Here is a 24,485-nt window from a genome sequence, read left to right as displayed (position 1 = left end):
CCTACCACTACCAACTCGACCACCTCGGCACACCACAGGAACTCACCGACCCAGACGGCGAAATCGTCTGGTCCGCGAATTACCGCGCCTACGGTCAGATCAGTCGCCTCGACAAAGATAAAATCGACAACCCGCTGCGCTTTCAGGGTCAGTACTTCGACCCGGAAAGCGGGCTGCACTACAACCGTCATCGCTACTACAATCCGGATGTTGGTCGTTACCTGACGCCGGACCCGGTGAAGCTGGCGGGGGGGATTAACAGCTACCAGTACGTGCCGAATCCGACCGGGTGGGTGGATCCGCTGGGGTTGAGCTCGTGTCCAGGTGGGGATGGATGCAAATCAGGAACAACCGCGCCCACCAAAACGCAAAGCGTTGATCACGGAGAACCGGCTTCACCGCAACTGACACGTGCGGAGCGACAGGAAAGGATTGATGAGCTTGCAGAGTCAAATATTCACCGACATCTATCAGAGTTGGAAAAATCAATTCCGGACGCACACTTCTTGGAAAAGCACGGAGCTCAAACGTCATTAGAATCTCAACTTGAACGAGTAGAAACAGCTAAGAACCCTACCACCGGTGAAATCGAAACCTACGATAGAGGAAGAAGAGCGGGACAACCTAGGCCACCAAGTGCGGCCACACACTTTCTTAGTCATAGAGATCAATTCAATGCAATTGAGCGCGCAGCTTTAATATTTAAACTTAATGGCAGAGCGCAAACCGCTACACCGATGGACATGGGAAAAATCATCGGCGAGGGTTACAAAAGGGATGGGCTAGAATATGGACGACAGTCAAAAGCAGTCGTTCATCTAAACAGAGACGGAAAACCAATCACTGCGTACACGGAGTTTGAACAATGAGAAAAAAACCAAGCCTATCGATATTGCGAGGCCTGTTATTTACTTACTGCGTAGAAAACACTAAAAACTTAGAGACAGAGGAAATAATTGCCTCAAAAAATATTAATAATGAAAACGAGCTCTCCGAGCTTTTTCATACTCTAACCAAACCGGAGTTTCTTTCATATCGAGAAGATGAACAGAATTGGTTTATAGAATCAATTGAACACTACCTATCAACTGACGAAAATTTTGAATCTGTTTTTTACCTTTTCGACACTTATTTTGAAGATGAAATCGTTGACAAAAGACGCTTTATGAAAGTGCTTTTAGATTGCCTTAAGCTCTATAGACTTGGGTTGAGCGACGCTAACACCTAAGACCTTAAGTCTTACTCAGCCTTTATTGAAAATGGAAGAATCATGCAGCTCAGCACAAAGTTCAAAAACTATAAAATGCAATTGGCCACATTAAACGAGGCTACAACTAGAACCTCCCGTAATTTACCCGAATTCACAGGAGAGGATTACTACGGCAATCCCATCGTCATAATGGAACTGCAAGACTGCGGTTTGGGATACATCCCAAGCCCGGAGGAGCGGATCAACCTCATATTCGATGAGAACATGGACGCAGCGATCGCAAAATTTGATCTTGAGACTAAAAAACTCTATACGGTTTTTCCTGTGAGCAACGTCCAATGCTAAAGCACCCTTTCTTGAATGAACCTTATGAACCTAAGCTCCGATATTTTCTTGGTCCGTTCGATATATATGACCGTGAGGAAACGCTGGGTAAAGAGTTCGCAGACTACGACATCAACAATGATGCAGACCGAGAGCAATTGATTAAAAAATATATAATTGATAAAGCGCTGACTTGAATTATCGACACCGCAAATCTTTATTCAATATTTTTGGCGCCGCGTTTAATGATAAGAACTATGACTTTTCACAAATACTGAGCCAAGCTCCCGGCTATTACTGCACTCTGCCTTGGGGGTGGAGTGATATGAATACCCCGAGAAGTTTTTTCGAAGAAATTTATAGGCTGACCAATCAATGGTGGAAAGACGACCTCCAAAAAGCCAGCCTCGAAGACCCATCAACCTGGTAACAACACCATTCCTCCTGATACACCACACTCCCTGTGGTGAGCAGGCTTGCCCTGCGCGGGCTGGGAAGCGGCCCCCGCTCAGGCGGATACGGCGTATCAGTTAGATTGGCGGTGTCAGGTTTGGGGCTGCTTCGCAACCCAACGCAGGACAAGCCTGCTCACCACAAAGGCCCACTTCGACGGACGTATAGACTCCACAGATATTTTAGGTGCCTCACCCGCCACCGAAGACGGCACCTTAATTGGCTACACAATATTGGTTCCCAATAGGTAACACCCATGACATCACGTGAAATAACCATGCTTAACAACGGTATACGTGACAGCGCAGTAGTCGAATACGAAGCGGGAAAGCCAACACTTAGTCTGCTTTTGAATAATGGCGAACGAAAAACCTATACAGCACTAGACCTGTTCGAAAGCTTTGGCTTATTGAGAGCCGACTTGAAAGATATTAGATTTTTGTGCAAAGGATCAAAAATCAATGTTCACACATCTGGAATGTCCTCACATATGTCGAATGGCCTTATTGCCTACGAACTGACTATGGGCAACCCAGACGGCGAGTTCGTACATATTTTTGCTTACGAGGAACGCGACCTCACCAACGACATTCAGCAACAACGTGATTTCTGTAGATGCTGGTCCGAATCAATTCAAGATTAATAACCTCAGCTCAACCTGCGCTGGGCTCCGAAGCAGCTCCCTCAAGCGGATGCGGTGTATCAGGTAAATCGGCGACGTCAAGTTTGAGGCGACTCAAGGGAAGAACACTTACATGTTCTAAAAAGCATAGCAGGACATGATGCAAACTTAGAAACTGGGAAGACGACGCCTTTTTCAAATAAAAAAATTCGCTACCCACCATAAAATAAACCCCAAGAATGTTTTAGGTGTGACACCTTAAAACGTGACGGAAACTATGCAGGGTATTCAGCGCCCAATCCAAGCAGGAAATAAAATGTACGATCAAATAATAAAGGTAGTCATAGGCGAGCGGAAGACCGACGTTACGGTAAAGTACGACCCCGGCAAACGTGTAATGACGTTTTCCGAGGCTGATGACTTTAAAAAATCTATCATGGAAAAGATATCTACGCTTGCCTCGCAAACGTCAGATCGGACTTCCCTCATATCGTGTTTCTCTGTAAGGGTGCAAAGATAAATGTTATGCCATCAAGGATGGCATCTCAAATGAGTGCCGGGCTAGCCGCCTATGAAATGACAATGGGTAAGCAAGCATTTCATGAAGATATCGTTCATATATTTGACTATGAAGAAAACAATCTTACGAGCGATCTACAAGAGCAAATTGACTTTTTTAAGATGTGGTTGGCGTCCCTGGGTGTACAAGACTATGAAAAATTCAATTGAGTCTTTTCCTCCTGGCTACCCAGGCCCCCTGTGGCGAGCGAGCTTGCTCGCGCTGGGCAGCGAAGCGGCCCCTCTAAGAGCGATGCGGTGTATCAGCCAGATCGACGTCGCCCGGTTTGGGGCTGCTACGCAGCCCAGCGCGAGCAAGCTCGCTCACCACAAAAGCTCGCTCGCCACGGTGTTAAGCGCTGCCCTCAGATCCCCGCCAACGCCAAATCCATCGCAAAATACGTAAATATCAAATCCGCCCCCGCCCGCTTGATCGACCCCAACGTCTCGCGCACCACTCGATCCTCATCAATCGCCCCCGCCTGGGCGCCAAACTTGATCATCGCGTATTCACCGCTCACCTGGTACGCCGCCACCGGCAGGCGTGAAGCTTCGCGGATGTCGCGGATGATGTCGAGGTAGGCACCGGCCGGTTTGACCATGAGTGCATCCGCGCCTTCCTGTTCGTCGAGCAGCGATTCACGCACGGCTTCGCGGCGGTTCATGGGGTTCATCTGGTAGCTTTTGCGGTCGCCTTTGAGGGCGCTGCCGCCGGCCTCGCGGAAGGGGCCGTAGAGGGCCGAGGCGAATTTGGTGGAGTAGGCCATGATCGGGATATGGGTGAAACCGGCGTCATCCAGGGCGCGGCGGATGGCTTGGACCTGGCCATCCATGGCGGCCGAGGGGGCGATCACGTCGGCGCCGGCGCGGGCAGCGGCCACGGCTTGTTTGCCGAGGTTGACCAGGGTCGCGTCGTTGTCGACGTGGGCGCCGTGCATCACGCCGCAGTGGCCGTGGTCGGTGTATTCGCAGAAGCAAGTGTCGGACATCACGATCATTTCCGGCACGGCGTCCTTGATGATCGAGGACATGCGCGAGACCAGGCCGCGTTCTTTCCAGGTGTCGCTACCGTTGGCATCCAAGTGATGAGACACACCGAAGGTCATCACCGACTTGATACCGGCACGGGCATAACGCTCGATCTCGGCGGCGAGCTTCTTCTCGGGGATGCGCTGCACACCCGGCATGCTGGTGATCGGCACGAAGTCGTCGATTTCTTCTTCGATGAAGATCGGCAGCACCAGATCGTTGAGGGTGAACTCGGTTTCCTGGAACAAACCACGCAGCTCCGGAGAGCGGCGCAGGCGGCGTGGGCGGGCTTGGGGGAACTGGCTGGTCATGGTTTTCCTGACATAAAGACTCAAACTTTGGGGCGAAAGCTTATGCCCACAGGCCCCGGCAGCACAAATACCAAGGGGCCAACAGTGTATTGCGGCGCTCGCAATAATGTATTGATCTAGAGCTGTAGACGCCCGTCGATGCACACCGCAACGGCGCCGCCGATCCAGATTTCCTCGCCCTGGCGCTCGACGCTGATACGCCCCGCGCGCCCCATGGCCGTGCCTTGGCTGACCACATAGCGCTCAGGCGCCAGGCCCTCACTCAACAGCCATTGGGCGACGCCGGCATTGAGGCTGCCCGTGGCCGGATCTTCCGGCGCGCCGTCGCCTGCGACAAAACCACGCACTTCAAACTGCGTATCCACATCGTCCTGCGCAGGGTCACAGGGTGCAATCACGCCCACGGCCAGCCCCATAAGCTGTGAATAATCAGGCTGTAACGCCAGGACCTGATCACGGTCCGCCAACATCACCACAAGCCACCCTGCGCCATTGTCGACCCATTGACTGCGTACGATACGGTCCGGCTCCAGGCCCAGTCCCAGGCGCACACGCTCCAACACATCGTCCTCCACCGCGCCGGAACGCAACAACGGCGGTGCTATAAACGCCAGTTCATCGCCTTGACGACGGATACGCACCAGGCCGATTTCGCACTCCTGGACGATCTCCTCGCCTTTAGGCACCCCGCCCGCTGCCAGCCACGCATGGCAACTGCCCAGTGTCGGGTGCCCGGCGAATGGCAGCTCCTGCAAGGTGGTGAAAATTCTCACCCGGTAGTCAGCCCGAGGGTCGCGCGGCGTCAGTAAAAACGTGGTTTCACTGAGATTGGTCCACTTGGCGAAGTCCGCCATTTGCTGGTCGCTAAGGCTGTCGGCACCCAGGACCACCGCCAGCGGGTTGCCCTTGAGGGACACGCGGCTAAAGACATCCAGTTGTTTGAAATCGAAAGTCGGCATGCTTCAGCTCGGACTATTCAGTCCACGGATCACTGCCGGCCGGGCCACAAAGCTGTCCAGCACGCGCAGTACGTTAGGGAAATCGGCAATGCCGACGATATCGCCCGACTCATAAAAGCCAATCAGGTTGCGAATCCACGGGAAGGTAGCAATGTCGGCGATGCTGTAGTCATCACCCATGATCCAGGTGCGACCGAGCAGGCGTTTTTCCAGCACTTCGAGCAAGCGACGGGATTCGGCAGCGTAGCGGTCGCGAGGGCGCTTGTCTTCGTAGGCCTTGCCGGCGAATTTGTTGAAAAAACCCAACTGGCCAAACATCGGGCCGATGCCGCCCATCTGGAACATCAGCCATTGAATCGTTTCATAACGTGTCGCCGGATCTTCGGAGAGCAACTGGCTGGTTTTTTCCGCCAGGTAGATCAGGATCGCGCCGGACTCAAACAGCGCCAGAGGCTGGCCGGCTGGGCCCTCGGGGTCGATGATCGCGGGGATTTTGTTGTTCGGATTGAGGGACAGGAACTCAGGGGACAACTGGTCCTGGGTCTCGAAACTGACCTTGTGTGCCTCATACGGCAGGCCCAGCTCTTCAAGCATGATCGAGACTTTTACCCCGTTGGGTGTAGGCAACGAGTACAGTTGCAGGCGCTCGGGGTGCTGGGCAGGCCATTTGCTATTAATCGGGAACGCGGCGAGTGGGTTCATCGGTAAGTCCCTGGCTAGGCAGAAAGTCCCCATGATAGCCATCTACCCGGTGTCCTGCATGGGTCATCAATGCGCAACATCGGCGGGCTATTATCCCGCGTGGGCGAACCAATACGCCCGCGTGCACTCTTAAGTGCGCTAAAACGGTGAATGGAGGCACCTCGCTATACCGACAGGGAACACCGCAGGACGCCCCGGCGTCATTGGGGCCAGGCTTGTCCGCCTTAACGTGACGCACGAAGACTCGAACCTATAATGACGATCAAGCCTCTGCGCCTTGTGCAACGACTCAAACACTATTCATACATCATGCTGCCGCTGCTGCTGGTCAGCGGTGCCATGGTTGCTGCCCTCGACGCCCGTGAAAGCCGCGCCCAGCCTGTGGACGGTGTGCAAACCCTGGTGTTCCTGCGCCACGGCGAAAAACCCGCCGGCGGCCTCGGCCAGCTCAATTGCCAGGGCTTGAACCGCGCAATGAACCTGGCGACCCTGCTGCCGGAAAAGTTCGGCAAGGCCAACTTTGTATTTGCCGCCAACCCGACACGCAATGTCGAGGAAGGTGAGCTGGACAATTCCTACAGCTACATTCGCCCACTGATGACCATCAGCCCCAGCGCTATCAAATTGGGCCTGCCGGTAAACATTAAATTCTCCGCGAATGACACCAGCGACCTCGCCGATGAGCTGGTCGAGGACAAATACCACAACGCCACCATCTACACCGCCTGGTCCCACGGCTACCTGCCGGAGCTGATCAACAAGGTGGCGAGTGAAGCGTCCGGCGAAAAACACACGATTACCGACGACTGGTCCGGCAGTGACTACGACACGCTCTATGTGCTGACGCTGACCTGGCACAACGGCAAGGCCTCGCTGCTGAGCCGCAACTACAAGCAGGGCTTGAACGACGGCGATGAAACCTGCCCGGAACCGACACAGGTGAGTGCTGACAGCTGACAGCGTATGATGCGTCGCTATTGACTCATCGGCGGATCATCAGCATGTCCAACCTCTCCTCCACCCAGCCCGTCCGGGGCTGGTCGTTCTGGTGGAAACCAGCGCTATTCCTCTTGGTGGCCTGCGTAGGCCTCTATTACGTTAAGTGGTCGCCCTACTACTTCAAGGCGTTTGTGGCGGCCGACAATCACAGCATCGGCGCCTCGATTCTCAACGATCAACAAAGCTCGCCACTGGCGGCAGCACTGGCCTATGCCCAGGTGTATTTCCTGGCGATCTGGAAAGCCGCGGTGCTGGCGGTGATCCTTGGCTCCCTGCTGCAAGTGCTGATCCCCCGTGACTGGTTGCTACGCCTGTTCGGCCGCGCCGGCCTGGGCTCGACTGTGCGCGGCGGGCTGTTCGCCTTGCCAGGCATGATGTGCAGTTGCTGCGCCGCGCCGGTGGCGGCGGGCATGCGCCGCCAGCAGGTGTCGGTGGGCGCGGCGCTGGCCTTCTGGATCGCCAACCCGGTGCTGAATCCGGCCACCCTGGTGTTTATGGGCTTTGTGCTGGGCTGGGGTTTTACCGCGTTGCGGCTGGTGGCGGGCATTGTGTTGGTGGTGGGTGTGTCGCTGGTGGCGCAGCGTATTGCCCGGCCGGATCAGGTGCCGGAAGCGGCATTGGAGGCTGTAGCCGAAGTCAGCAGCACGGAGTCGCAACCATTCCTGAGCCGTTGGCTGCGCACGTTGTGGCAGTTGTTCTGGAACACGATCCCCATCTACATCCTGGCGGTGCTGGTCCTGGGCGCGGCGCGGGTATGGCTGTTCCCCCATGTCGACGGCGCCATGGCCAATAGCCTGGTGTGGTTGGTACCGCTGGCGATTGTCGGCACGCTGTTTGTAATTCCTACAGCGGCTGAAATCCCCATCGTACAAACCATGATGGCGCTAGGCATGGGCACCGGCCCGGCCGTGGCCTTGCTGATGACCCTGCCGAGCGTGAGCCTGCCGTCGCTGTTGATGCTGCGCAAGGATTTCGATGCGCGGGTGCTGGTGACGGTAGCCGGGTTGACCATGCTGGTGGGCGTGGTGTGTGGGTTGATCGGGGCGTTTATCCTCTGAGGGCTCGCTCGCGCAGATAGGCCGTGACGGCGCCCTGCTCTCCCGCGAACTCGATCCGTGCGCCTTTGCTTTCACGCTGGAAGGCGTACATCGGGTCGTAATATTCGCGCAACAGCCCTTCTATCCAAGCGCGATGCAGGTCCACGGCGCCGCTGCACGCCTGCTCCGCCAGGGCGTCCTGCATGATCGCGTGCAAGCGCTGGAAGCGCTCACCCCCCAGCCGCTTGTGTATATTCGCCAGACTTTGGGTAAGACGTTCGGCGAACAATGCGTAGCCTTCTTCGCCAAACACCGTATCAAACTCAACACACAGGTCGACTACATAGTCGCGCAGGATGCGTTCGACACGCCCTTCGACGCTGTCTTCCAGCCACACCATCGAGTAGCCCTGCATGCCTTTGTGCAGTGGCAGCGGCAGCGCGCAGCTGCCGATCATGCGGCTTTCGTCCTCGACCACAAACTGCTCAATGCCGCCCGCGCGCTTTTTCAGCAGGTCCACCGCCAGACGGTTCTCGAAGTCGATGTTAGTCGGCTGCGTGGTGGCGCGCTTGCCGAAGCTGGAGCCACGATGGTTGGCGTGGCCTTCAAGGTCCAGGGCATTGGGCAACTGGCCGAGCACTTCGGTCTTGCCGGTGCCGGTCATGCCGCCGAGCAACACGAAATCACACTGAACGGTGGCCTGTTCAATAGTGTTCACGAGGAACGTTCGCATGGCCTTGTAGCCACCGCCGACCCGTGGGTACTCGATGCCGGCGTCGGTTTTCAACCATTGCTGCACAATCTGCGAACGCAACCCGCCGCGAAAACAGTACAGGTAACCGTCGGGATGGGCTTGGGCGAATTGTGCCCACTGTGCAATGCGCTCGGCCTTGATGGCGCCGGACACCAACTCATGCCCCAACACAATCGCCGCCTGCTGCCCTTGCTGCTTGTAGCAGGTGCCGATGCGCTGGCGCTCGTCATCGTTCATCAACGGCAGGTTGACCACGCCGGGGAACGCGCCCTTGATGAATTCCACCGGCGCGCGGGTATCCATCATCGGCCGGTCGCTGAGGAAAATGTCGCGGTAATCGGTGATGTCAGTTGCCATCAAAACACCTCTACCGCGTTGGTCTGTCGCTCAACCAGAACGCCGATCGGCGCCAGGCTCAGGCCCAGTTCCGCCGCCACGGCGTGGAACTCGGCGTCACCTTCAGGTGTGACGGCGATCAGCAGCCCGCCGCTGGTCTGCGGGTCGCACAGCACGCGCTTGTGCAGCTCTTGCACGCGCCCGAGCTTGCTGGCGTAGCTATCGAAGTTGCGTAATGTGCCACCGGGCACACAACCCTGATCCAGGTAGTACTCGACCCCAGGCAGCCGTGGGACTTTTTCATATTCGATGCGTGCGGTCAGGCCGCTGCCGTCAGCCATTTCCACCAGATGACCCAACAGGCCGAATCCGGTGACATCGGTCATGGCCGTTACCCCGACCAGCTTGCCGAAGCGGCTGCCGGGCTTGTTGAGGGTGCACATCCAGTCGCGGGCCAGGCCGATGTCGGCCTCGCGCAGCTTGCCCTTCTTTTCGGCAGTGGTGAGGATGCCGATGCCCAGCGGCTTGGTCAGGTACAACTGGCAGCCGGCGGTAGCCGTGTCGTTGCGCTTCATATGGCGCTTTTGCACGATGCCGGTCACGGCCAGGCCGAAGATCGGCTCCGGCGCGTCGATGGAGTGGCCGCCTGCCAGGGGGATACCGGCGGCGTCGCACACCGAGCGGCCACCACGGATCACTTCCCGGGCAATCTCGGGCGCCAGCACGTTCACCGGCCAGCCGAGAATGGCGATGGCCATCAACGGGTCGCCGCCCATGGCGTAGATGTCGCTGATGGCATTGGTGGCGGCGATGCGGCCGAAATCGAAGGGGTCATCGACAATCGGCATGAAAAAGTCAGTGGTGGAGACCACGCCGCGCTCGTCGTCGATGGCGTACACCGCCGCATCATCCCGCGAGGCATTGCCAACCCACAGGTTGGGGTCGAGGTTCTGGGCGCCGCTGCCGGCGAGAATCACTTCCAACACTTGGGGCGATATCTTGCAACCACACCCCGCGCCATGGCTGTATTGGGTAAGACGAATCGGCTCGTTCATGTAGGACCTCACGCTATCAAGTGTCGGGATTCTAACAGACAGCAAAAAGCCGGCTGGGCTCTTGTGAGCACAGCCGGCTTTCAGGTTTCGGCGGTTACTGGCGGGCAGCGAGCAAACGCTTGTGGCGGTTACGTCGTGCGATGTTCAAGCACTCGATGGCCGCCGAGAAGGCCATGGCCGCGTACACGTAGCCTTTAGGCACATGGGCGCCGAAGCCTTCGGCGATCAGCGTCATGCCGATCATAATCAGGAAGCCCAGGGCCAGCATCACCACGGTCGGGTTGTCGTTGATGAACTTGGCCAGCGGTTCAGCCGCCACCAGCATCACGATCACCGATGTCACCACGGCAATGATCATGATCGGCAAGTGCTCGGTCATGCCCACGGCGGTAATGATGCTGTCGATGGAGAACACCAGGTCGAGCAACAGGATCTGCCCGATCGCTGCGGCGAAGCCGATGGCCACGGTGTTGCCAACCGATGCTTTCTCTTCCGGCTCCGGGTCCATGCTGTGATGGATCTCGGTGGTGGCCTTCCACACCAGGAACAAGCCGCCGGCGATCAGGATCATGTCCTTCCACGAAAACGCCTGGCCGAGCACTTCGAACACCGGCGCCGTCAACTGCACGATGAACGCGATGGTGCTCAACAGGCCCAGGCGCAATATCAGCGCCATGCTGATACCGATGCGCCGTGCCTTGGCCCGGTGCTGCTCAGGTAGTTTGTTGGTGAGGATGGAGATAAAGATCAGGTTATCGATGCCCAGCACGATTTCCATGACGATCAAGGTGGCCAGTGCAACCCAGGCGGTGGGGCTGGCGGCCAGTTGTAAAAGGTAATCCATAGGTCAGTCCTGAGGTTGTGCTGGGAAATTAAGCTTCTTTACTGTTCGAGTCAGACTCTTTTTCTTCCTGATCGTCCTTTTTCTGCGGGCTGATCAGGCCTTGTGTCGCTTCACTCAATGCCTGCTCGGCGGCCTTGTGGGTGTCATCGATGGCTTGCTTGGCCGACTCGGTGGCTTTGCCCAACACCTGCTGCGCGCTTTTCTCGACCTGATCGCAACCGCTGATCATTACCAATGAAAGCGCAAGCAGCGATGCCGCGCCCAGGGAATTGAGTTTCATGATGTATTCCTCGTTAGAACCATTGGGTCCAAATAGTGGCCCCGCGATAGCGAGGCATTCTATGCAGGCGAACACTTCAGGAAAATTCGTATTTTTCTCGCGTATACTTCGGTTTTTACGAAGTGACGGCCGCGATGCTCAATTACCGACAATTGCACTACTTCTGGGTTGTGGCCAAGACCGGCAGCATTGTGCGCGCCTGCGAGCAACTCAACCTTACCCCCCAGACCATCAGCGGGCAGATCAGCCTGCTGGAGCAAACCTTCGGTATCGCGCTGTTCCAACGGGTCGGCCGCCAGCTGGAGCTGACCGAAGCCGGGCGCCAGGCCCTGCCCTATGCCGAGCAAATGTTCCAGACCGGTAATGAATTGGAAGCGATGCTGCGCGCACAACCCAATGAACAGCAGATTGTGTTCCGGGTCGGGGTGGCGGATGTGGTGCCCAAGTCCATCGTTTATCGCCTGATCGCGCCGACCATGGAGCTGAGCGAGCCGCTGCGCATCACCTGCCGCGAAGACAAACTCGAACGCCTATTGGCCGACCTGGCGATCCAGCGCCTGGACCTGGTGATTTCCGACAGCCCCATGCCGTCGCACCTGGACATTAAGGGCTACAGCCAGAAACTGGGGGAATGTGGCATCAGCTTCTTTGCTACTCAGGCCTTGGCTGACCAACATCGCGGCGATTTCCCACAGTGCCTGCATGGCGCGCCGCTGTTGATTCCGGGCGCGGAGACGGTGGTGCGCAGCCGCCTGCAACGCTGGTTTGCCGAGCAGCAGATCCAGCCGAAGATCATCGGCGAGTTCGACGACAGCGCCCTGATGCAGGCATTTGGCCAATCCGGCAGCGGGATTTTTATCGCCCCCAGCGTGATCGCCGAAGAAGTCGTGCGCCAATACGGCGTGGCGCTGATTGGCCAGACTGACGCGGTCACCGAGTCGTTCTACGCGATCTCGGTGGAACGCAAGGTCAAGCACCCCGGCATCGTGGCGATTACCGAAGGGGCAAGGCGCGAGTTGTTTACCGCCCTGCCTTGACGGCTCAGGCCCTGGAGGCGACCGGTTGTTTGGCGGTCATCAGCCACAGCGCCAGCAGGATTGACACCAGAATAAACCCGGACGCTGCAAACCCCAGGCTGCCCAGGCCCAAGGTGTCGATCACCTGCCCACCGACCAACGCGCCCAAGCCAATCCCCAGGTTGGCCCCGGCAATGTTCAGCGACGCGGCAAACGCTGGCGCATGGGGCGCGGCCTTCATCAGCCGCACATGGCTGACCAGGAACATCGCTGCCTGGGTCACGCCCCACACCGCCATCGCCGCAGCCAGGCCGACGGTGGAATGAATCGCCGGGACCAATGCCACCATGCCGGCGATCATAAAGCCGCAGAACACCATCGACGCGATCAACGGGTGGCGATCCACCGCACGGCCGCCCAACGAGTTGCCGATCAATCCGACCGCGCCAAAGCCCATCAGGCACCAGCCCACCAACGTGCCATCAAACCCAGCCAGGCGTTCAAGGATGTCGGCCAAATAGGTGTAGGCCGTGAACATACCGCTGAACACCAGGATCGACAGCAGGATATGGCCCTGCATCAAGGGGTTGCGCAGGATCTTGAACTGCGAGCGCAGTGTCACCTCATCGTTCTTCGGCTTCGTCACCGGCAGGTAGATAAACAGCAGCAAAGCCTTGGCCAACGCCACCACCGCCAGGATAGCGAACGCGGTGCGCCAGCCGAACATATCGGAAATCAGCGTGCCCACCGGGATGCCGAACACGGTGGCGCAGACAATGCCGAAGCCGATTTTTTCGATGGCACGCCCGGCATATTCCGGGCCGACGATGTCGACCGCCGTTTCACTGGCCAAAGCCCAGAATACCGGCAGGCCGAGGGCCGGGATCAGCCGCGCCACGGCCATTACCCAGATATTCGGCGCCAACGCGGCCACGGTATTGGCCACCGCGAACATGATCAGGATGCTGATAAATAGGCGCTTGCGTGGGAAACGAGCGCAATACGCCGTCAGAAACGGCCCAAACGCTGCCACGGTGAACGCGAACAGCGTCACCAGCAGCCCCGCCTGGGACACGCTGACGTTCAGGTCCCGGGCAATCGACGGCAACAGCCCGACGATGATGAATTCTGTGGTCAGCACGGTAAAGCCGGCGGCCGACAGCAGCAGGATGGGAAACAGCATGAAAACTCCAGAAACAACGACATCAACGACATCAACGACAGCCCGAAGGGCCCGCTGACGGAATAGGAAAAGTGAGAGGGATGAATCTTAACAGAGTGTGTCCGGGTTTGACCAAGACCCTACGGCGCGGGTGACGGAATGCCGCATCGAGCGGGACGTGTCCTACAGCATGGTAGACTTGGCGCCTGTTCCTACAGCGCTTTCGCCTGCAATGCTGCGTCCTACTAAAAAAACTAGAGACAACTGTTTATGACTGCTGCCCCCTCCCTGTTGCAACGACTTATGCGCGTCAGCCTGGTTACCCAAATCGTTATCGGCCTGATCGCCGGTATCCTGCTGGCCCTGCTGATGCCCGAGGCCGCCCAGGCCACCGGATTTATTGGCAAGGTGTTCGTCACCGCGCTCAAGGCCGTGGCGCCGATCCTGGTGTTCGTGTTGGTAATGTCGTCGATCGCCAACCATAAACACGGCCAGGAAACGCACATCAAGCCGATCCTGTTCCTCTACCTGCTCGGCACCTTTGCCGCCGCAGTGGTGGCGGTGGTTGCAAGCATGTGGTTTCCGTCGCCCCTGGTGCTCGCCACCCACGAGGTGACCGTTACCGCCCCCGGCGGCATCGCCGAAGTGCTGCAAAGCCTGCTGCTCAGCGTGGTGGACAACCCGGTCAGCGCTCTGATGAACGCCAACTTCATTGGCATCCTGGCCTGGGCCATCGGCATGGGCATCGCCATTCGCCATGCGGGCGAAACCACCCGTACCGTGCTGGATGATTTGTCCAACGGCGTGACCCTGATCGTGCGCGTGGTGATCCGCTTCGCCCCGCTGGGCATTTTCGGTCTGGTCGCCTCGACCCTGGCCACTTCCGGTTTCGGCGCCCTGCTCGGCTATGCACATCTGCTGATGGTGTTGATCGGCTGCATGTTGTTCGTGGCCCTGGTGGTCAACCCGGCCATCGTGTTCTGGAAACTGCGCCGCAACCCGTACCCCCTGGTGCTGATGTGCCTGCGCGAGAGCGGCATCACCGCGTTCTTCACCCGCAGTTCGGCGGCGAACATCCCGGTCAACCTGGCGTTGAGCAAGCGCCTGGGCCTGCATGAAGACACCTACTCGGTGTCGATCCCGCTGGGCGCCACCATCAACATGGCCGGTGCTGCGATTACCATCACCGTGCTGACCCTGGCGGCGGTGCATACCTTGGGCATCAACGTCGACCTGCCAACCGCCGTGCTGCTCAGCGTGGTCGCGGCCGTGTGTGCCTGTGGCGCTTCGGGTGTGGCCGGTGGCTCGCTGTTGCTGATTCCGCTGGCGTGCAGCCTGTTTGGCATCCCGAGTGAAATCGCCATGCAGGTGGTGGCTGTCGGCTTCATCATCGGCGTGCTGCAGGATTCGGCGGAAACCGCGCTCAACTCGTCCACCGACGTGCTGTTCACCGCCGCCGCATGCCTGGGCAAGGAAGAACAGCCGGCTTAAACGCCGCGCACAAAAAAGCCCGGTGTGGTTCCTGAGTGAACCACACCGGGCTTTTTTATGGCTGGAGGCTTAGAAAGCGCCCATGTAGTCACGCTTGCCCACTTCCACACCGTTGTGGCGCAGCAAGGCGTAAGCAGTGGTGACGTGGAAGAAGAATTGCGGCAGGCCGTAGGTCAACAGGTAGGACTGGCCGCTGAAGCGCTTCTCTTTCGGGGTGCCCGGGCGGGTGATGATCTCGATACCTTCCTTGCCGTCGACTTGCTCAGGCTTGATGGTGTCGACAAACGCCAGGACCTTGGCGATCAGCGCTTGCAGGTCGGCGAAGGTCACTTCGCTGTCTTCGTATTTAGGCACTTCGATCTCGGCCAGGCGCGCAGAAACACCCTTGGCGAAGTCGACGGCGATTTGCACCTGGCGCACCAGCGCGAACATGTCCGGGAACAGACGCGCTTGCAGCAGGGCGTTAGGTTCGATGTTCTTGGCGGTGGCGTGGGCTTCAGCCTTGTTCAGCACATCGCTCAAGGCGTTGAGCATTTGCTTGAAGACTGGGATGGAGGCGGCGTACAGGGAAATAGTCATGACAGTCTCATCGGTAATGGCAGGGTTGGAACCAGCGGCGATTATAGCCATGCCTGCGGCTTGTCTTTTATTTTTTCAGGATTAGGCTAGTGGCCTTCACTGCATAGGGAAAGCGCGATGACCGCCGAGCACGACACCGACACCCCTGAGCCGCGCCTGAACAGCACGGAAATCCGCATTCTGGGCTGCCTGATCGAAAAACAGGCGACCAACCCGGAAACCTACCCCCTGACCCTCAACGCCCTGGTGCTGGCCTGCAACCAGAAAACCAGCCGTGAGCCGGTGACAAACCTCAGCCAGGGCCAGGTCGGGCAAAGCCTTCGCGCTCTGGAAGGCCAAGGCTTTGCCCGACTGGTGATGGGCAGCCGCGCCGACCGCTGGGAACATCGCGTAGACAAGGCGCTGGAGCTTGTGCCGGCCCAGGTGATCCTGATCGGCCTGCTGTTTCTACGTGGACCGCAGACCGTCAATGAGCTGCTGACCCGTAGCGGGCGCATGCATGACTTCGAAGATGCCGAGCAAGTGGTGCACCAGCTGGAACGCCTGATTGCTCGCGGATTGGCGCTGCTGGTGCCGCGTCAGGCGGGGCAGCGTGAAGATCGCTATACCCATGCGCTGGGGGATCCGGCGGACATCGAGGTGATCATCGCGGCGCGGGGGAATCCGGTGGAGCGTGGGGCTGGCGTGTCTGCGGAGCGCATAGAAGAGTTGGAAGCGCGGATTGCAGCGCTTGAAGAGCGCCTGGCACACCTGGAACAGGCGTAACGCAGCAAACAATGTGGGAGGGGGCTTGCCCCCGATGGCGGTGGTTCAGTTGGAACAGCTTTGACTGAGAGACTGCTATCGGGGGCAAGCCCCCTCCCACATTTGATCACCAGCAATCTTCAGCTTCTGGCGAAGGCCACGGCTTTTTCGAATTGATCCTGGGTTGGCCGCACCCCGGTATAAAGCACAAACTGCTCCAGCGCCTGGATTGCAATCACTTCCAGCCCGGTAATCACCCGCTTGCCTTGAGCCCGCCCACGCACGATCAACGGCGTTTCGGCGGGGATCGCCACCACATCGAACACAGTCTCGGCGTTATCAACCGCATCCGCTTCAAACGCCAGCGCATCGGCCTCGGCGCCGCCGGTCATGCCGATCGGTGTCACGTTGACCAGCATCTGCGGCCGCATGTCGCCCAGTTCTGCACGCCACTCATACCCCAGGCTCTGCGCCAGCGCCCTGCCCGCGGCTTCATTGCGCGCCACGATCACGCCCTTGGCATACCCCCCGTCACGCAAGGCGCTGCCCACGGCCTTGGCCATGCCGCCGCTGCCACGCAAGGCGAAGGTGGAATCTTTCGGCACAGCGTGCTTTTTCAGCAGTTGCTCAACGGCGATGTAATCGGTGTTGTAGGCCTTCAGGCGCCCACCGGTATTGACGATGGTGTTGAGGGAGGCGATGGCTTTAACCGAATCGTCGAGTTCGTCCACTAATTCAATGGCGGCCTCTTTGAACGGCATCGAAACCCCGCAACCGCGAATGCCCAACGCCCGGATACCGCCGATCGCGCCGGGCAAATCCTGGCTGCTGAACGCCTTATAGTAGAAATTCAGACCCAACTGCTCGTACAGGTGGTTATGAAACCGCAGGCCAAAATTCCCGGGGCGGGCCGACAGTGACATGCACAGCTGGGTGTCCTTGTTGGGGTGCATCTGCATGGATAACTCCTTTGAGTAAGCAAATCGGTACAGACCTTACACAACCTTTACCTAGCGGCCGTGCTGTTTTTCAGAAATATGTTGTCTTAAAAGTATCCCCGCGACGTTACTTGAGTCTATTGATTGCAGACCACAAGCGCAGGGACCAACCGAGGAATGACCATGATTCGTAAAATCCCCAAGATCGCCTTGCTGGTAGGTGCACTCGCTATGGCCGGCCAAGCCTCCGCCCACGGTGGTGGATGGGGTGGCCCGGCCGTCTTGGGTGCACTGGTCGGCGCCGCCGTAGTGGGCTCCGTGGTTGCCAGCCAACCCCGTGAGGTCTATGTGCAGCAGCCGGTCTACGTGCAACCGCAGCCGGTATATGCCGCGCCACCGCCGGTCTACTACGCACCGCCCCCGCCGGTGTATGTGCAGCAAGAGGTGTATTACCGCCCGGCACCGGTCTATTACGGCCCACCCCGTGGTTATTACGGCCCTCCCCACGGCTACTACCGTCGCGGTTGGTAAGCCCTTATCGTGATGTCGGAAACAGGCCTCGCCCTACAAGCGGGGCCTTTTTTTGTGTACGACGTCCGGATTTATCGTGCCAAGGTCGCTCTGAGGACAATGGCCAAGCGGCCATCCCACACTATTAAGGTCGAAAGTCTACTTGCCCGACCGGGGCTTACGCTGTCATGTTTGTGTCACCACACACTCCCACTATCGATCCAGTCCACCCAATAACAACCCAATAACAACAAGGACGACAGACCATGCCCACACAAAACCCGCACCGCACCGCTGGCCTCTGTACGTCCAGCAAGGTCTACAGCGCCCTCACGGAGCTCAAGCACCTGGAAGGCCACCGCACTGCAAAGTTCCTGGCGTTGTTGGCGGAAAACCTGGTGCGCAAAGGCCTGCTCAATGAGCAGGAAGTGGTGAGCATGCTCGATCAGGTAGTCGACTGACGCCTTTTGTTGATGTCGACTATTGACCCAGGTGATTTTTCCTAAATCGCCAGGCCCCGTAAGGTGACCCCCATAGCGATTGGAGGTCCTTATGCCCACTGTTCAAATCATGTCCGTCATCGGCAGCGCCGTCCCCGCCCCCCTTCGGGAGCTGGGCTTGCTCGCCTGCTGGTACCTGGTACGCGATGGCGAAACCATCAGCGGCCCGCTCACATCCCTGTCCGCCGCCGAAAAACAACGGCAACACGCCTCGAATTTCCGGCTCCACGCCTGAGGCTTATGGCAACGGCATCTTGACCCGCGGCTTGCTCTCCACAAACAGCGCCCAACTGGACATGAACAGCGCCGCCACCAGCGGCCCGATCACAAAGCCGTTGAGGCCAAACACCGACAGGCCGCCCAGGGTCGAGATCAGGATCAGGTAGTCCGGCATCTTGGTGTCCTTGCCCACCAGGATAGGGCGCAGTACGTTGTCCACCAGCCCGATCACAAACACGCCAAACAAGGCCAGCACCACGCCCTGCCAGATCGAACCGCTGAGCAGGAAGTAAGCGGCCACCGGCCCCCACACAATCCCCGCGCCCACCGCCGGCAGCAACGACAGGAACGCCATCAACACCGCCCAGAGCAACGCGCTGGGAATGTCCAGGAACCAGAAAATCAAACCACCCAATGCCCCTTGAGTCACGGCCACCAGCACGTTGCCCTTGACCGTGGCGCGCACCACCCGATTGAACTTGAGCTGCAACCGGCGCTTCTGCGGCTCGGCCAGCGGCACCGCCGTGCGCACTTTACGCACCAGTTCCGGGCCGTCGCGCAGCAGGAAAAACAGCAAATAGAGCATGATGAAAAAGCTCACCAGGAAATCAAACGTGCCCTGGCCGAAGCTGAACGCCTGGGTGGCGAAGAACTGGCTGCCCTGCATCGCGCTCTTGACGATTTTCTCGCGCAGGCCTTCAAGGTTGCCCATGCCAAAGCGGTCCAGCAAATGCTGGAAATACGGCGGCAGGAAGTTCTTGAACTGCTCGATATAACCGGCCACGTCAAGCTTGCCGCTTTCAACGTTTTTGTAGAGCGTTGCGCCCTCTTGCACCAGCAAGGCGCTGGTGATGATCACCGGCAGGATCGCGATCACCAGGCACACCAGCAAGGTGGCCAGTGACGTCAGGTTGCGGTTCCAGCCAAACCGCTGCTGCAGGCGGCGCTGCATGGGCGCAAAGATGATGCCGAGGATGACCGCCCAGAACACCGCCCCGTAGAACGGCAGCAATATCCAGATAAAGGCGACGGTCACCAGGACCAGCAGCAACAACAGGGTTTTGAATTGCAGGTTGGTTTGATTCATGTTCGGTCCATGTCAAAAAAGCAGGGCGCGCGTTTACGTCCCGGTGCTTAGTCCGCCGCAACTCCTGGGAGTGCCATCTTTGTTGCGCTAAGCGTAGACCCAGATCAATAAAGCCCTGCACCGCTTCAACTACCCTCGCGCTTTTTTGCGACCCAAGCCCATGCCTCCTGTCATCGCCCCCGAACTGCTCGCCCCCGCCGGCACCCTGAAAAACATGCGCTATGCCTTTGCCTACGGCGCCGATGCGGTCTACGCCGGCCAGCCGCGCTACAGCCTTCGCGTGCGCAACAATGAATTCGACCACGCCCACCTGGCCCTCGGCATTGACGAGGCTCATGCTCAGGGCAAGCGCTTCTACGTGGTGGTCAACATCGCGCCGCACAACGCCAAGCTCAAGACCTTCCTCAAAGACCTGGCCCCGGTCATTGCCATGGGCCCCGACGCGCTGATCATGTCCGATCCCGGCCTGATCATGCTGGTGCGCCGGCATTTCCCGATGATGCCGATTCACTTGTCGGTGCAGGCCAACACGGTGAACTGGGCCAGCGTGGAGTTCTGGCAGCAGCAAGGGATTTGCCGGGTGATCCTGTCGCGGGAGCTGTCACTGGAAGAGATCGAAGAAATCCGCCGGCAGGTGCCGGCCATGGAGCTGGAGGTGTTTGTGCACGGCGCTTTGTGCATGGCCTATTCCGGCCGCTGCCTGCTGTCGGGCTACATGAACAAACGCGACGCCAACCAAGGCAGCTGTACCAACGCGTGCCGCTGGAAATACCAGGCTACACCGGCGGTGGAGAACGCCACGGGGGATATCGTCCAGGAATATCAGCCAACCCTCGGGATCGGCGCGCCGACAGATCAGGTGTTCCTGTTGCAGGAAGCCAACCGTCCCGATGAGCAGATGCCCGCCTTCGAGGACGAGCACGGCACCTACATCATGAATGCCAAGGACCTACGCGCCGTGCAGCACGTGGACCGCCTGACCCACATGGGCGTGCATTCGCTGAAGATCGAAGGGCGCACCAAGTCCCACTTCTATTGTGCACGCACCACCCAGGTGTATCGCCAGGCCATCGATGATGCAGTGGCCGGCCGGGCATTTGATCGCGACTTGATGACCCATCTGGAGTCCCTCGCCCAACGCGGCTACACCGAGGGGTTTCTCCGTCGGCACGTGCACGACGAATACCAGAACTACCAGAACGGCAGCTCCGTGTCCGAGCGCCAGCAGTTTGTGGGCGAGTTGACTGGCGAGCGCCGGGGCGAGTTGGCCGAGGTCAAAGTAAAGAACCGCTTTGCCGTGGGCAACCACCTGGAGCTGATGACCCCCGCCGGCAACTTCCACTTTGACCTGACCACGTTGCACAACGCCAAGGGTGAGGCCATCAATGTGGCGCCGGGGGATGGGCACACCGTGTATGTACCGATCCCGACCGAGATGGACCTGCGCTTCGGCCTGTTGATGCGCGACGTTTAGATCCGGAACTGCCCGACCAACTGCCCCAGGCGCTGGCCCAAGTCCGCCAGGCTGCGAGAAGTCTGAGCGCCCAACTGGGTTTCATCGGCGACGCTGTCCACCGCCACCGCAATCTGGTGCACGCTGCGGTTGATCTCTTCGGCCACGGCGGTCTGCTCTTCGGCGGCGCTGGCAATCTGAGAGTTCATTGAGTTAATGGTGCCGATCAACTGGGCCATGGTGTCCAGGGACGCGCCGGCCTGGTTGGCCTGGGCCGAGGTGCCGTCACCGGCATCGCTGGAGCGGCGCATCGCGTCTACGGCGGCGACCGTGCCTTTTTGCAGGCGGTCGATCATGCCCTGGATTTCCTGGGTGCTGGTCTGGGTGCGGCTGGCCAAGGCGCGCACTTCGTCGGCGACCACCGCGAAACCACGACCGGCCTCCCCGGCCCGTGCGGCTTCAATCGCCGCGTTCAGGGCCAGCAGGTTGGTCTGCTCGGCAATCGAACGGATCACGCTCAATACGCTGACAATCGACGCCACATCCTGCTGCAAGCTGTCGAGGGACACGCCGCTGCTGCGGATGTCGCTCACCAGTGCATGGATCTGCGCGATGCTGCCGTCCACCACGCGCTTGGCGGCCTGGCCTTCAGCATCGGTCTGTTGCGCCGCCACGGAGGCGCCTTGGGCACTGCGCGCCACTTCCTGTGCAGCCGAGGACATCTGGTTGATCGCGGTGGCCACCTGATCGGTCTCGTGGCGCTGGCGTTCCATGGCCTGCTCCGAGCGCTGGGCCTGGTCGGACACCTGGCTTACCAGCCCGGTCAGTTGCGCGGTCATTTCCGTGATCTGGCGCACCAGCCCGTGGATCTTGTCGACAAACCGGTTGAACGCACCGGCCAGGTCGCCCAACTCATCCTGGCTGGTGATGGCCAGGCGGCGGGTCAAGTCGCCTTCACCGGCAGCGATGTCATCGAGGTTGGCTTTCATCAAGTGCAGGGGACGCAGGATGGTATTGGCCAGCAGCATGCCCACGGCGGCGATCACCAGCAGCACCACCACCGCCACGCCGAGGATACTCAGCAACACACCTTCCATGCGTTTTTCGACCTTGGCCTCGACCACCGCCACCTGGGCTTCGATGCCGTCGAGGTTCACGGATGTACCGATGACCATGTCCCACTTGGGCAGGTATTCGGTGTAGCCGAGCTTGGGCACCAGTTCGGTCTGGCCGGGCTGGGTGGAGCTGTATTGCAGGTAGTGGCTGCCGTCCTTGCCGACCTTGACCAGGTCGCGGTTGACGTAGACGCCGTTGGGGTCGCGGTTGTCCTTGAAGCTCTTGCCCACGCCATCAGGGCTGTTGCCCTTGAACAGGCGGATGGTTTCTGAGTCGTAGCCGAAGAAGTAGCCGTCCTTGCCGTAGCTGGTGTTGGACAGCAGTCTGACCACCTCGGCCCGCGCCGCCGTGTCACCGGGGGCGGCTGCGTCGTAGAGCGGCTTGATGGTGCTCATGGCCACTTCCACATAACTTTGCAGGGTGGCCTTGGCGTTGTTGAGCAGACGCTGGCGGGTTTCATCCACCTCGTTGCGCGCCTGCCCCTGGAGGATCCACACAGTGGTCAGGCTGATCACCACGGCAAACAGCAACACCGGCACAACGGCGAGGGACAGGACTTTGGCCTTCAGGCTCAGACGCATGGCTTTTCTCTCTTATTAGGCGACTTGAGAGGTTATCGGCCAGCGGCGGTGAATCTGTAGATCAGAGTGTCATCGCCGCCAGCCAGCCAAATGCGAGCAATGGCAGGTTGTAGTGCAGGAAAGTCGGCACCACCGTGTCCCAGATATGGTGATGCTGGCCGTCGATGTTCAGGCCGGAGGTCGGGCCGAGGGTGGAGTCCGACGCCGGTGAGCCGGCATCGCCCAGCGCACCCGCCGTACCGACGATGCACACGATGGCCATCGGGCTGAAGCCCAGTTGCACACACAGCGGCACAAAAATCGCGGCAAGAATCGGCACCGTGGAAAACGACGAGCCGATGCCCATGGTCACCAGCAGGCCCACCAGCAACATCAACAATGCACCGACGCCACGGCTATGGCCGATAAACGCCGCCGAGGTTTCGACCAGCGAGCGCACGTCGCCGGTGGCCTTGAGCACTTCGGCAAAACCTGAGGCGGCGATCATGATGAAGCCGATCATGGCCATCATCTTCATGCCTTCGGTAAACAGGTCGTCGGTGTCGCGCCAGCGCACGATGCCCGACACCGAAAAGATCAGGAACCCGGCCAGGGCACCGATGATCATCGAGTCCAGCCACAGCTGAATGATGAACGCCGAGGCAATCGCCACACCAGCCACCAGCAGGGTCAGCGGGTTGTACTGCACCGCGACTTGCTCGACGCGCTCGATTTTTTCCAGGTCATACACGCGCTTCTTGCGGTAGCTGATAAACACCGCCACCAGCAGGCCAACCACCATGCCCAGGGCGGGCAGGCTCATGGCGTGGGTCACGTTGACCTGGCTGATGTCCACACCGCTCTTGGCCACATTGGCCAGCAGGATCTGATTGAGGAAGATATTGCCGAAGCCCACCGGCAGGAACATGTAGGGGGTGATCAGGCCGAAGGTCATCACGCAGGCAATCAGGCGTCGGTCCAGTTGCAGCTTGGTCAGCACGTACAACAGCGGCGGCACCAGCAGAGGAATGAACGCAATGTGGATCGGCAAGATGTTCTGCGAGGCAATCGCCACCATCCACAGCAAGCCGATCAACAGCCATTTGACGTGGCTGCCGCCGCTGGCGTCCTGGCGGTCCACCAGTAACAGCGCCTTGTCCGCCAACGCATGGGCCAGGCCGGACTTGGCAATCGCCACTGCGAAAGCGCCGAGCAATGCGTAGGACAACGCCACGGTCGCACCGCCGCCCAAACCGCCGTTGAAGGCTTTGAGCGTGGCTTCGATGCCCAGGCCACCGGTCAAACCGCCCACCAGGGCGCCGACGATAATGGCGATGACCACATGCACGCGGGACAGGCTGAGCACCAGCATGGTGCCGACCGCGGCGATGACTGCGTTAATCATGGTTACCTCAAGCAAAAACATAAAAAACAGGCATACCCTCGCTCAGGTGGCCATTGGCTGGCGACCCGCGTGCAGGCTTCAAGGAGGTCTTATTAGAGGGCGCGCACTTTGCAGGACGTGGGGCTGCATGTCAAAAAACCGTGGCGAGGGAGCTTGCTGTGGCGAGGGAGCTTGCTCCCGTTCGACAGCGCAGCTGGAGCCGGCTTTTACCCCCCCCCTCTAAGGCCCCGCA

27 protein-coding genes are annotated in these 24,485 nt (G+C 59.1%); 14 read left to right on the top strand and 13 right to left on the bottom strand.

The features are described 5' to 3' along the window. The 5 genes from AOA60_RS13795 to AOA60_RS33910 form a co-directional block, all read left to right on the top strand. Nucleotides 1–869 (top strand): RHS repeat domain-containing protein (locus AOA60_RS13795; protein ID WP_143522431.1); only part of this gene is annotated, 869 nt, incomplete at its 5' end. Continuing rightward, entirely contained in the window at nt 866–1,228 is a 363-nt protein-coding gene (locus tag AOA60_RS13790) for a hypothetical protein (RefSeq protein ID WP_099584896.1), read from the top strand. The genes AOA60_RS13795 and AOA60_RS13790, both read left to right, overlap by 4 nt. A gap of 42 nt (nt 1,229–1,270) precedes the next feature. Continuing rightward, complete coding sequence (locus AOA60_RS13785) at nt 1,271–1,555, top strand: hypothetical protein (protein ID WP_099584895.1); 285 nt, start codon at nt 1,271–1,273, stop codon at nt 1,553–1,555. Between the two features lie 688 nt (nt 1,556–2,243). After that, nucleotides 2,244–2,630: a hypothetical protein gene (locus AOA60_RS13775; protein ID WP_099584894.1), complete on the top strand. Its 387-nt coding sequence runs from the start codon at nt 2,244–2,246 to the stop codon at nt 2,628–2,630. A gap of 528 nt (nt 2,631–3,158) precedes the next feature. Next, entirely contained in the window at nt 3,159–3,338 is a 180-nt protein-coding gene (locus tag AOA60_RS33910; RefSeq protein ID WP_256592831.1) for a hypothetical protein, read from the top strand. Between the two features lie 194 nt (nt 3,339–3,532). On the opposite strand, the gene hemB is transcribed toward AOA60_RS33910, so the two are convergent. From hemB to AOA60_RS13755, 3 genes are all read right to left on the bottom strand, one after another. Further along, nucleotides 3,533–4,507, bottom strand: coding sequence for a porphobilinogen synthase (hemB, locus tag AOA60_RS13765; RefSeq protein WP_099584893.1), 975 nt, complete (start codon nt 4,505–4,507; stop codon nt 3,533–3,535). 116 nt (nt 4,508–4,623) lie between these two features. Then, entirely contained in the window at nt 4,624–5,466 is an 843-nt protein-coding gene (locus tag AOA60_RS13760) for a PhzF family phenazine biosynthesis protein (RefSeq protein ID WP_099584892.1), read from the bottom strand. A gap of 3 nt (nt 5,467–5,469) precedes the next feature. Next, nucleotides 5,470–6,168, bottom strand: coding sequence for a glutathione S-transferase N-terminal domain-containing protein (locus AOA60_RS13755; protein ID WP_099584891.1), 699 nt, complete (start codon nt 6,166–6,168; stop codon nt 5,470–5,472). Nucleotides 6,169–6,423: 255 nt separating this feature from the next. Here AOA60_RS13755 and AOA60_RS13750 point away from each other — a divergent pair, with 255 nt between their 5' ends. Both AOA60_RS13750 and AOA60_RS13745 read left to right on the top strand, forming a co-directional pair. After that, nucleotides 6,424–7,125: a histidine phosphatase family protein gene (locus AOA60_RS13750; RefSeq protein WP_099584890.1), complete on the top strand. Its 702-nt coding sequence runs from the start codon at nt 6,424–6,426 to the stop codon at nt 7,123–7,125. Between the two features lie 44 nt (nt 7,126–7,169). Then, nucleotides 7,170–8,225: a permease gene (locus AOA60_RS13745; RefSeq protein ID WP_099584889.1), complete on the top strand. Its 1,056-nt coding sequence runs from the start codon at nt 7,170–7,172 to the stop codon at nt 8,223–8,225. On the opposite strand, the gene mnmH is transcribed toward AOA60_RS13745, so the two are convergent. The 4 genes from mnmH to AOA60_RS13725 all read right to left on the bottom strand — a co-directional run bounded on the left by mnmH (nt 8,215) and on the right by AOA60_RS13725 (nt 11,473). Continuing rightward, nucleotides 8,215–9,315, bottom strand: coding sequence for a tRNA 2-selenouridine(34) synthase MnmH (gene mnmH / locus AOA60_RS13740; RefSeq protein WP_099584888.1), 1,101 nt, complete (start codon nt 9,313–9,315; stop codon nt 8,215–8,217). The two genes, AOA60_RS13745 and mnmH, sit on opposite strands and share 11 nt — an antisense overlap. Then, on the bottom strand, nt 9,315–10,349 hold the full coding sequence (gene selD, locus AOA60_RS13735) for a selenide, water dikinase SelD (protein WP_099584887.1): 1,035 nt from the start codon (nt 10,347–10,349) through the stop codon (nt 9,315–9,317). Before selD ends, mnmH begins: the two co-directional genes overlap by 1 nt. Nucleotides 10,350–10,443: 94 nt before the next feature. Continuing rightward, nucleotides 10,444–11,193 (bottom strand): TerC family protein, encoded by a 750-nt coding sequence (locus tag AOA60_RS13730; protein ID WP_032886672.1) that lies wholly within the window; start codon nt 11,191–11,193, stop codon nt 10,444–10,446. 28 nt (nt 11,194–11,221) lie between these two features. Continuing rightward, entirely contained in the window at nt 11,222–11,473 is a 252-nt protein-coding gene (locus AOA60_RS13725; RefSeq protein WP_099584886.1) for a hypothetical protein, read from the bottom strand. Between the two features lie 134 nt (nt 11,474–11,607). Between AOA60_RS13725 and nhaR the strand changes: the two genes are divergently transcribed. Beyond that, a complete protein-coding gene (gene nhaR / locus AOA60_RS13720; protein WP_099584885.1) occupies nt 11,608–12,510 on the top strand; it encodes a transcriptional activator NhaR in 903 nt (300 codons plus the stop codon). 4 nt (nt 12,511–12,514) lie between these two features. On the opposite strand, the gene AOA60_RS13715 is transcribed toward nhaR, so the two are convergent. Next, entirely contained in the window at nt 12,515–13,672 is a 1,158-nt protein-coding gene (locus AOA60_RS13715) for an MFS transporter (protein WP_099584884.1), read from the bottom strand. A gap of 249 nt (nt 13,673–13,921) precedes the next feature. Here AOA60_RS13715 and sstT point away from each other — a divergent pair, with 249 nt between their 5' ends. Next, nucleotides 13,922–15,142, top strand: coding sequence for a serine/threonine transporter SstT (sstT, locus tag AOA60_RS13710; protein ID WP_099584883.1), 1,221 nt, complete (start codon nt 13,922–13,924; stop codon nt 15,140–15,142). Nucleotides 15,143–15,211: 69 nt separating this feature from the next. Here the strand turns inward: sstT and AOA60_RS13705 are convergent, their stop codons facing one another. Next, nucleotides 15,212–15,721, bottom strand: coding sequence for a DUF1993 family protein (locus AOA60_RS13705; RefSeq protein WP_032886679.1), 510 nt, complete (start codon nt 15,719–15,721; stop codon nt 15,212–15,214). A 117-nt stretch (nt 15,722–15,838) separates the two neighbouring features. Here AOA60_RS13705 and AOA60_RS13700 point away from each other — a divergent pair, with 117 nt between their 5' ends. Then, entirely contained in the window at nt 15,839–16,486 is a 648-nt protein-coding gene (locus AOA60_RS13700) for a YceH family protein (RefSeq protein ID WP_099584882.1), read from the top strand. 119 nt (nt 16,487–16,605) lie between these two features. Here AOA60_RS13700 and AOA60_RS13695 read toward each other — a convergent pair whose 3' ends face one another. Further along, entirely contained in the window at nt 16,606–17,424 is an 819-nt protein-coding gene (locus AOA60_RS13695) for a shikimate 5-dehydrogenase (protein WP_099584881.1), read from the bottom strand. 156 nt (nt 17,425–17,580) lie between these two features. Here AOA60_RS13695 and AOA60_RS13690 point away from each other — a divergent pair, with 156 nt between their 5' ends. The 3 genes from AOA60_RS13690 to AOA60_RS13680 all read left to right on the top strand — a co-directional run bounded on the left by AOA60_RS13690 (nt 17,581) and on the right by AOA60_RS13680 (nt 18,648). Next, nucleotides 17,581–17,934, top strand: a complete 354-nt coding sequence (locus AOA60_RS13690; RefSeq protein ID WP_099584880.1) for a hypothetical protein — start codon at nt 17,581–17,583, stop codon at nt 17,932–17,934. Between the two features lie 245 nt (nt 17,935–18,179). After that, nucleotides 18,180–18,374: a hypothetical protein gene (locus AOA60_RS13685; protein WP_032886687.1), complete on the top strand. Its 195-nt coding sequence runs from the start codon at nt 18,180–18,182 to the stop codon at nt 18,372–18,374. A 91-nt stretch (nt 18,375–18,465) separates the two neighbouring features. Continuing rightward, nucleotides 18,466–18,648: a hypothetical protein gene (locus AOA60_RS13680; RefSeq protein WP_099584879.1), complete on the top strand. Its 183-nt coding sequence runs from the start codon at nt 18,466–18,468 to the stop codon at nt 18,646–18,648. Nucleotides 18,649–18,651: 3 nt separating this feature from the next. On the opposite strand, the gene AOA60_RS13675 is transcribed toward AOA60_RS13680, so the two are convergent. After that, a complete protein-coding gene (locus AOA60_RS13675; RefSeq protein WP_099584878.1) occupies nt 18,652–19,719 on the bottom strand; it encodes an AI-2E family transporter in 1,068 nt (355 codons plus the stop codon). A 160-nt stretch (nt 19,720–19,879) separates the two neighbouring features. Between AOA60_RS13675 and yegQ the strand changes: the two genes are divergently transcribed. Continuing rightward, complete coding sequence (gene yegQ, locus AOA60_RS13670) at nt 19,880–21,193, top strand: tRNA 5-hydroxyuridine modification protein YegQ (protein ID WP_099584877.1); 1,314 nt, start codon at nt 19,880–19,882, stop codon at nt 21,191–21,193. Here the strand turns inward: yegQ and AOA60_RS13665 are convergent. Together AOA60_RS13665 and AOA60_RS13660 are read right to left on the bottom strand one after the other, a co-directional pair. Next, nucleotides 21,190–22,869: a methyl-accepting chemotaxis protein gene (locus tag AOA60_RS13665; RefSeq protein WP_099584876.1), complete on the bottom strand. Its 1,680-nt coding sequence runs from the start codon at nt 22,867–22,869 to the stop codon at nt 21,190–21,192. The two genes, yegQ and AOA60_RS13665, sit on opposite strands and share 4 nt — an antisense overlap. 61 nt (nt 22,870–22,930) lie before the next feature. Beyond that, nucleotides 22,931–24,250: a Na+/H+ antiporter family protein gene (locus AOA60_RS13660; protein WP_162633411.1), complete on the bottom strand. Its 1,320-nt coding sequence runs from the start codon at nt 24,248–24,250 to the stop codon at nt 22,931–22,933. Nucleotides 24,251–24,485 lie beyond the last annotated feature (235 nt).

This window comes from Pseudomonas sp. 2822-17 (assembly GCF_002742485.1).
Classification (GTDB): Bacteria; Pseudomonadota; Gammaproteobacteria; order Pseudomonadales; family Pseudomonadaceae; genus Aquipseudomonas; species Aquipseudomonas cyclaminis.
This window is presented reverse-complemented; position numbering and strand designations above follow the sequence as displayed.